Source organism: Chloroflexota bacterium (assembly GCA_026713825.1).
GTDB lineage: Bacteria > Chloroflexota > Dehalococcoidia > Lucifugimonadales > UBA1127 > UBA1127.
In genome coordinates, this window is record JAPONS010000078.1 from 1 (window position 1) to 6,486 (window position 6,486).

Below are 6,486 nucleotides of genomic sequence, written 5' to 3' on the forward strand. Positions count from 1 at the left end.
GACCCGGCTTTCGAGGTCGCCGTAGTCCGTCGTCCAGAGGTTCGTGCTCAGGTACTTCCACCCGCCGTCCGCCAGCAGGCACACGATGTTCCCCTGCTCCATCCGGTCCGCGATCCGCAGCGCCCCCGCGATGACCGAGCCCGAGGAAATCCCCGCGAAGATGCCCTCCTGCTCCATCAGGTACCGCGTGCTCGCGAACGCCTCCTGCCCCTCGATCATGATGCGCGCGTCCAGCAGCGAGGTGTCGAGGATGGGCGGGATGAACCCCTCCTCCAGGCTCCGCAGCCCCTGTATCGCGTCGTCCGGCGACGGCACGATTGCCACCACCTGCACGTCCGGGTTGTGGTCCTTCAGCCGGCGCCCCACGCCCATGAGCGTGCCGCCCGTGCCCAGCCCCGCCACGAAGGTGTCCACCTCCGGCAGCGCCTCGATGATCTCCGCGCCCGTGGTCTCGTAGTGGGCGAGGGGGTTGGAGGCGTTGCCGTACTGGTACGGCATGAAGTAGGTGTCCGGGTCCTCGTCGTACAGCTTCTTGGCCACCACGATGGCGTAGTTGCTGCCGCCCGCGCCGTCGGAATAAGTGACCTCCGCACCGAACGCCTCCAGCAGCTGCGCGCGCTCCGGGCTGACGTTCTCCGGCATCACCACCTTGAGCTTGTAGCCCTTCACCTTGCACACCATGGCCAGCGAGATGCCGGTGTTGCCGCTCGTGGGTTCCAGCACGACCTTGTCGGGCGTGAGCGTGCCCTCGGCCTCCGCCCGCTCGATCATGTGCTTGGCGATGCGGTCCTTGACGCTGCCCGTGGGGTTATGGCCCTCCAGCTTGGCGTAGATGCGCACGTTCGGCTTGCTCAGGTTCGGCAGGAAGACAAGCGGCGTCCCGCCGATGGCGTCGAGGATGCCGTTTCTGGCCGTCGCGGGGCGCGGCTGCGCTGAGGACATGGGGCCGTCCTGCTGCTCCATGGAACGCGCCGCGCCTAGTTCGCCGAGGGGAGGCCGCAGAAGACCTCGTAGTCGATGAGCTCGGTCACCGTCGGCTCCGCGCCGCACAGCGGGCAGTTGGGGTTCTGCCGGATCTTCACCGTGCGGAAGTCCATGGTCAGCGCGTCGATGAGCAGCAGCCGCCCGGACAGCGAGTCGCCGATGTCAAGGATGAGCTTCAGCGTCTCCGTCGCCTGGATGCTGCCGACAAGTCCCGTGATGGCGCCCAGCACGCCTGCCTCGGCGCAGTTGGGCACCGCGCCCGGAGGCGGCGGCGCGGGGAAGAGGCAGCGGTAGCAGCCGCGGCCCGGCAGGTACACCGTCGCCTGCCCGTCGAACATCAGGATGCTCCCGTCGACCAGCGGCTTGTTCAGCAGGTAGCAGGCGTCGTTGACCAAGTAGCGCGTGGCGAAGTTGTCCGCGCCGTTCACGACGATGTCGTAGTCCGAGATGATCTCGAATGCGTTGTCGGAGTTGATGGGCGTCTCGTGGATGCGCACGTTGACGTCGGGGTTGTAGGCGTTGATGGACTCCTGCGCGGAGACGACCTTGGGTCGGCCCACGTCGGCATTCTGGTGCAGGATCTGGCGCTGCAGGTTGGAGATGTCGACTACGTCGAAGTCGACCAGCCCGACGGTGCCCACGCCCGCCAGCGAGAGGTAGAGGGCCGTCGGCGAGCCGAGCCCGCCCGCCCCGACGACGAGCACCTTCGACTGCATCAGCTTGCGCTGGCCATGGCTGCCCACCTGGGGCATGATAATGTGCCGGCTGTAGCGTTGCACCTGCTCCGGCGTCAACGCGAACGAGGTTGTCATGCTGGGCCTCCTGTAGCGCCGTCGTCACTGATTTTCCTGGGCGCAGGCCACGGCCTGACAACGGCAAAGTCGTCTCCAAGTATAGCATGCGCAGATACCCCCCACAAGGCGAGCCGGTATGGGGCGGGTGTAGCTCGCAGTCAGGTGTTGGTGTGTGCCCATTCGTTGCCCGCCGTCGCCCCTACAGGTAGAATATGCCGTAACAGAACACCCTGAAAGGGAGCACAGGTGACGAACGCAAAGACCCCGTCGCGCCCGCGCCGTCCCCGCGAGGAGACGGTCCGTCTCGGCAAGGAGATTTACGAGCGGGACATCCTGCCTCAAGTGAAGTCCGGCCACTTCGGGGAGTACGTCGCCATCGACGTAGAGACGGGGGAATGGGTCGTCGCCGCCAGCGAGATCGCCGCGGTGGACCGCCTGCGGGAGCTGCGTCCAGAGGCCGTCGACGTCTTGATGGAGCGCGTCGGGTATCGGGCGCTGCGCAGCTTTGGGGCCGGGTCTCTGAGGAGGACCGGGTGATCCTCGGGGTGGTGAACGCCGCCCATGAAGCGGTTGTGGCCCTTTCCTTGCAAGGCCCCGCCGGGCATTCCCAGGACATCGAGGCCGTGGTGGACACCGGCTACAGCGGCTTCCTGACCCTCCCGGCTGCGTTGGTGGCGGAGTTGGAGTTGCCTTTCGCCTACATAGGGCAGGCGTTTCTGGCCAACGACGATGAAGTGAGCTTTGACGTTCACGACGTGACAGTCCTGTGGGACGGCAAAGCGAGACGTATAGAGGCTGACGCAACGGGCAGCACCCCCTCTTGGGAATGCTGTTGCTTGATGGGCATACCTTGAACATCGAGGTTGAGAGCGGAGGCCGAGTCGTCATACAGGCCAAGGCCTAGTCGGCCGCGCGTCCCCCCCTCGCACCCCCCACGCTTCCCCTACGGCCCGCCTTGCACTACACTATACTTTCGCAATAGACACATCAGAGGAGTAGCCCCATGACCACTCAGGTAGCCACGTTGTCCGTCCAGCAGCGCACCGTGCTGGGGAAGAAGGTTAGCCAGCTGCGACGGCAGGGGCTCACTCCCGTCCACCTCTATGGCGCCGGCGGCGAGCCGGCCGCGCTCCAGGTCGACTCCCTCTCCCTCCGTCGAGTCCTCTCCCACGTCGGCCACAACCGCCCCGTCGAGGTCGTCACCGAGGGCACCAATGACCGCAGCCTCGCCTTCGTCCGCGAGATCCAGTTCCACCCGCTCACCCTGGACGTCCTGCACGTCGACCTCTTCCGCGTCGACGCCGGCGTCACGACCACCGTCGAGGTCCCCATCGAGCTGGTGGGCGACTCCAACGCCGTCCACCTGGGCGGCAGCCTCATCCAGAACATCCACACCGTCAACGTGGAGGCCCGCCCCCTCGACGTCCCCGGCTCCATCGAGGTGGACGTCTCCGTGCTGAACGACTTTGAGAAGAGCATCCGCGTCTCGGACCTCGTCGTGCCCGAGGGCGTGACGGTGCTGACCGACGGCGAGCAGATGGTCGCCCACGTCGCCGCGCCCGTCGGAGCCGAGGCCATCGAGACCGAGGGCGCGCCCGAGGCCCCGCCGGAGCCCGAGCGCGTGGTCGAGGAAGACGCCGACGCGGAGGGCGACGAGAACTCCTAGCCGCCCCTGTTTTGCGGCCGGACTACAGGGGGTGTCCGGTGAAACACGCATTGCATTGGCTTTTCGCGCTGGCCGCTTCGGTGGCCCTGCTCTCCTTTGCGTCCGCCTGCGGCGGCGAAACGCCCGAGCTGCCCGCCTCCCCGTCCGCTGAGCAGGACGCCGTTGCTGAGGAGACCGCCGCGCAGGACAACGGCGTCGTCGCCGAGCCCGCCATCCGCGTGCCGCGTCCCATCGCCGCCGCGCTCCCCTCCGTCGCCGAGGTCGTCGAGGCCGTTCGTCCCGCCGTCGTTAACATCACCACACGCGTCGAGACCGGCAGCTTCCTTTTCCGCCGCTTCGGCGCCACCGGCAACGGCACCGGCGCCATCATTCACTCCGACGGCTACATCGTCACCAACTTCCACGTCATCAACGGCGCCACCCGCATCGTCGTCACCACCGACGACGGCCGCCACTTCGACGCCGCTGTCGTCGGCACGGACCCCGTCACCGACCTCGCCGTCCTCAAGATCGACGGCGACGGCCCCTTCCCCGCGCTGCCCTTCGCGCCGCCCGACTCCGTGCGCGTCGGCGACTGGGCCATCGCCATCGGCAACGCGCTCGGCCTCCCCGGCGGGCCGTCCGTCACCCTCGGCGTCGTTGGCGCCATCGACCGCTCCCTGACGACACAGCAGCAGTCGCTCACGGACCTGATCCAGACCGACGCCGCCATCAACGAGGGCAACAGCGGCGGCCCGCTCGTCGATCTCAACGGCGAGGTCATCGGCATCAACACGGCGGTGGTGCGCGGCGCGCAGGGCATGGGCTTCTCCGTCAGCAGCTTCACCGTCGTGCCCGTGGTGCAGTCCATCCTGCAGTACGGCCGCGTCCGCTGGCCGTGGATGGGCGTCGGCATCTCCGACATCACAGCCCCCGTCGCCCTTCAAATGGACCTGGACGACCGCCGCGGCGTCCTCATCGGCCGCGTCTGGCCCAACAGCCCCGCGCAGGACGCCGGCATCCAGACCGGCGACATCCTCATCAACCTCGACGGCCACGACATAGACTCCCTCCGCTCCCTTCAGCGCGTCATGCGAGAGGAGCTGGAGGTCAACCAGGAAGTCCTCGCCGTCTTCCTCCGGGAGGGCCAGCCCATAGAGCTCCTGATCAAGCTCGCGGAAATGCCCAGATAGCCGCCCCGGCGAGCGCGTAGGGGCGATTCGTGAATCGCCCGCCAGCCTCTGGCCGCCCCCGCGCCCCGCGTTTGACACCCCTTCTCGGCGAGGTCTACCATCGGGTTAGGGTGTCCCGTGTCCCGGTAGCTCAGCGGATAGAGCGGCTGCCTTCTAAGCAGCGGGTCGTGGGTTCGACTCCCACCCGGGACGCCACCGCGATGCTTCCCCAACCCTGACACCACCCCGTTGCGCGTACGCCGCACCCACCGCTACGCTCCCTCCATGACAACCCACCACAGCGACACCCCCGCAACCATCGAGCCCCGCCGCGCTCACCAATTCCGTCGTTGGCCCACGGCACGCGTCCACGAGCAGGCCAGCTACGGCGCCCAGGTTCGGGAGGCTCTCCCCCAGAAAAAGAGAATTTTCTTGAGGTGTGTCTGAAATGCGGCACTTCCCGTATAAAACAAATAGCAAACACCCTCCGCCGCGGCCGCCGGGAGAAAACGGTTTCTTCGTTGGGCTCACCCCAACGACGCCCGCAATCCCCGCCGGGCCGCGTGCTACACTGCCCCCATGGACGTCCAAGCCTTCCTCGACCGGGTCCGTAGTCAGCCCTGGTACGACGGCCAGGTCGTCGACGACCGCACCCTGCCCCCGCGCGACGCCGTCGAGCAGTCGCCCGAGTCCCTCCTCCACCCCACCCTCGTCGCGCGCCTCCGTGAGCTTGGCCGCTGGCCCCTCTACGCCCACCAGGCCCAGGCCGTCGACGCCGCCCTGGAGGGCGGCAACGTCGTCGTCGCGACGCCCGCCGCCAGCGGCAAGAGCCTCTGCTTCCAGGCCCCCGTCCTGCACGAGTGGCTCGAGGACCGCTCCTCGCGCGCCCTCTTCCTCTACCCCACCAAGGCTCTGGCCCAGGACCAGCTCACCGCGCTCCGCGAGCTCGCCCCAGAGCGCCCCGCGCCCACCCTCGCGGTCTACGACGGCGACACCCCCCACGACGAGCGCGCCGGCATTCGCCGCTCCGCCCACGTGCTCCTCACCAACCCTGACATGCTGCACGCGGCCATCCTGCCCAACCACAGAGTCTGGGCCGCCTTCCTCCAGCGCCTCTCGACCGTCGTCATCGACGAGGCCCACACCTACCGCGGCGTCTTCGGCTCCCACGTGTCGCTCCTGCTGCGCCGCCTGCGCCGCATCTGCGCCCGCTACGGCGCAGAGCCCCGCTTCATCCTCTGCTCCGCCACCATCGGCAACCCCGCGGAGCTGGCCGGGAACCTCACCGGCGAGCCCTTCACCGCCGTCACCGGCAGCGGCGCGCCCCTCGGCGAGAAGCGCTTCCTCTTCTGGAACCCGCCCCTCCGCGACGCAGAGACCGGCGTCCGCGAGAAGGCCTACAGCGAGTCCGCCCGCCTCCTCGCCGAGACCACGCGCGCCGGCGTCCGCACCATCGCCTTCGTGCGGACGCGCCACACCGCGGAGCTCGTCTTTGGCGCCGCCCGCGACATGGTGTCCGAGAAGGAGCCAAAGCTGGCGATCCGCCTCGCGCCCTACCGCGCCCACTACAGGGCCGAGGACCGCCGCCGCATCGAGGAGGGCCTCCGCGACGGCCATCTGCTCGGCGTCGCCGCCACCAATGCCCTGGAGCTCGGCATGGACATCGGCGGCCTGGACGCGACGGTGCTCACCGGCTACCCGGGCAGCGTCGCCAGCGCCTGGCAGCAGGCGGGGCGCCGCGGGCGCCGCCGGGGGGGCCCCCCCCCCCCCCCCCCCCCCCCCCGCCGCCCCCCCCCCCCACTCCCCGCGCCCCCCCCGCAACCCGGCCGCCCCCGGGGCCCCCCGGGCCTCCCGGGGGCCCCGCCCCCGCCTCTCCCGCCGCGAGCCGATC

The 6,486-nt window shown here is 69.1% G+C and carries 7 protein-coding genes and 1 tRNA gene; 6 read left to right on the forward strand and 2 right to left on the reverse strand.

All coding sequences use genetic code 11. The features are described 5' to 3' along the window. Positions 1-942, reverse strand: a 942-nt coding sequence (locus tag OXC99_09920; GenBank protein MCY4625298.1) for a cysteine synthase family protein, incomplete at its 3' end; no start/stop codon positions are given. 35 nt (positions 943-977) lie between these two features. Next, positions 978-1,796, reverse strand: a complete 819-nt coding sequence (gene moeB, locus OXC99_09925) for a molybdopterin-synthase adenylyltransferase MoeB (protein MCY4625299.1) — start codon at positions 1,794-1,796, stop codon at positions 978-980. Between the two features lie 228 nt (positions 1,797-2,024). Here moeB and OXC99_09930 point away from each other — a divergent pair, with 228 nt between their 5' ends. The 6 genes from OXC99_09930 to OXC99_09955 all read left to right on the forward strand — a co-directional run. Continuing rightward, positions 2,025-2,315 carry a hypothetical protein gene (locus OXC99_09930; GenBank protein ID MCY4625300.1) on the forward strand — a complete coding sequence of 97 codons (291 nt, stop codon included), beginning with the start codon at positions 2,025-2,027 and terminating at the stop codon, positions 2,313-2,315. Continuing rightward, positions 2,312-2,632, forward strand: a complete 321-nt coding sequence (locus OXC99_09935) for a clan AA aspartic protease (protein MCY4625301.1) — start codon at positions 2,312-2,314, stop codon at positions 2,630-2,632. Before OXC99_09930 ends, OXC99_09935 begins: the two co-directional genes overlap by 4 nt. Before the next feature lie 149 nt (positions 2,633-2,781). Next, positions 2,782-3,444, forward strand: coding sequence for a 50S ribosomal protein L25 (locus tag OXC99_09940; GenBank protein MCY4625302.1), 663 nt, complete (start codon positions 2,782-2,784; stop codon positions 3,442-3,444). A gap of 38 nt (positions 3,445-3,482) precedes the next feature. After that, entirely contained in the window at positions 3,483-4,616 is a 1,134-nt protein-coding gene (locus OXC99_09945; GenBank protein ID MCY4625303.1) for a trypsin-like peptidase domain-containing protein, read from the forward strand. Positions 4,617-4,735: 119 nt separating this feature from the next. Then, positions 4,736-4,811, forward strand: a tRNA-Arg gene (locus OXC99_09950). 363 nt (positions 4,812-5,174) lie between these two features. Beyond that, positions 5,175-6,486 (forward strand): DEAD/DEAH box helicase (locus OXC99_09955; GenBank protein ID MCY4625304.1); only part of this gene is annotated, 1,312 nt, incomplete at its 3' end.

Excerpts from the sequence above, each read along its gene's own strand:
- OXC99_09940 (MCY4625302.1), top strand. The coding sequence starts at position 2,782 with ATGACCACTCAGGTAGCCACGTTGTCCGTCCAGCAGCGCACCGTGCTG.
- moeB (MCY4625299.1), bottom strand. The coding sequence starts at position 1,796 with ATGACAACCTCGTTCGCGTTGACGCCGGAGCAGGTGCAACGCTACAGC.